This is a genomic window from Serratia sp. CoH_122_TC_1 (assembly GCF_058191755.1).
On the sequence record NZ_JBXWLA010000045.1, the window covers coordinates 1 to 1,522 of the forward strand.

The 1,522-nt window shown below is 52.6% G+C and carries 1 rRNA gene (cut by a window edge); it reads left to right on the forward strand.

Annotated elements, in window-relative coordinates:
* The first annotated feature begins 17 nt into the window (after positions 1–17).
* Positions 18–1,522, forward strand: a 23S ribosomal RNA gene (locus AC2FC2_RS26755); it runs 1,501 nt beyond the window's last position.

The following is a 1,522-nucleotide window of genomic DNA, read 5'->3' on the forward strand; positions in this document are numbered from 1 at the left end:
ACACCTTCGGGTTGTGAGGTTAAGTGACTAAGCGTACACGGTGGATGCCTAGGCAGTCAGAGGCGATGAAGGGCGTGCTAATCTGCGATAAGCGTCGGTAAGGTGATATGAACCGTAATAACCGGCGATACCCGAATGGGGAAACCCAGTGCAATTCGTTGCACTATCATACGATGAATACATAGTCGTATGAGGCGAACCGGGGGAACTGAAACATCTAAGTACCCCGAGGAAAAGAAATCAACCGAGATTCCCCCAGTAGCGGCGAGCGAACGGGGAGGAGCCCAGAACCTGAATCAGTTCTTGTGTTAGTGGAAGCGTCTGGAAAGTCGCACAGTAAAGGGTGATAGTCCCGTACACTAAAATGCATTAATTGTGAGTTCGATGAGTAGGGCGGGACACGTGACATCCTGTCTGAATATGGGGGGACCATCCTCCAAGGCTAAATACTCCTGACTGACCGATAGTGAACCAGTACCGTGAGGGAAAGGCGAAAAGAACCCCGGCGAGGGGAGTGAAATAGAACCTGAAACCGTGTACGTACAAGCAGTGGGAGCACCTTCGTGGTGTGACTGCGTACCTTTTGTATAATGGGTCAGCGACTTATATTTTGTAGCAAGGTTAACCGTATAGGGGAGCCGTAGGGAAACCGAGTCTTAACTGGGCGAATAGTTGCAAGGTATAGACCCGAAACCCGGTGATCTAGCCATGGGCAGGTTGAAGGTTGGGTAACACTAACTGGAGGACCGAACCGACTAATGTTGAAAAATTAGCGGATGACTTGTGGCTGGGGGTGAAAGGCCAATCAAACCGGGAGATAGCTGGTTCTCCCCGAAAGCTATTTAGGTAGCGCCTCGTGAACTCATCTTCGGGGGTAGAGCACTGTTTCGGCTAGGGGGCCATCCCGGCTTACCAAACCGATGCAAACTCCGAATACCGAAGAATGTTATCACGGGAGACACACGGCGGGTGCTAACGTCCGTCGTGAAGAGGGAAACAACCCAGACCGCCAGCTAAGGTCCCAAAGTCATGGTTAAGTGGGAAACGATGTGGGAAGGCATAGACAGCCAGGATGTTGGCTTAGAAGCAGCCATCATTTAAAGAAAGCGTAATAGCTCACTGGTCGAGTCGGCCTGCGCGGAAGATGTAACGGGGCTAAACCATGCACCGAAGCTGCGGCAGCGACGCTTAGGCGTTGTTGGGTAGGGGAGCGTTCTGTAAGCCGTTGAAGGTGGCCTGTGAGGGTTGCTGGAGGTATCAGAAGTGCGAATGCTGACATAAGTAACGATAAAGCGGGTGAAAAACCCGCTCGCCGGAAGACCAAGGGTTCCTGTCCAACGTTAATCGGGGCAGGGTGAGTCGACCCCTAAGGCGAGGCCGAAAGGCGTAGTCGATGGGAAACAGGTTAATATTCCTGTACTCGGTGTTACTGCGAAGGGGGGACGGAGAAGGCTAGGCTAGCCGGGCGACGGTTGTCCCGGTTTAAGCGTGTAGGGGGAGTGACCTGGTAAATCCGGTTATT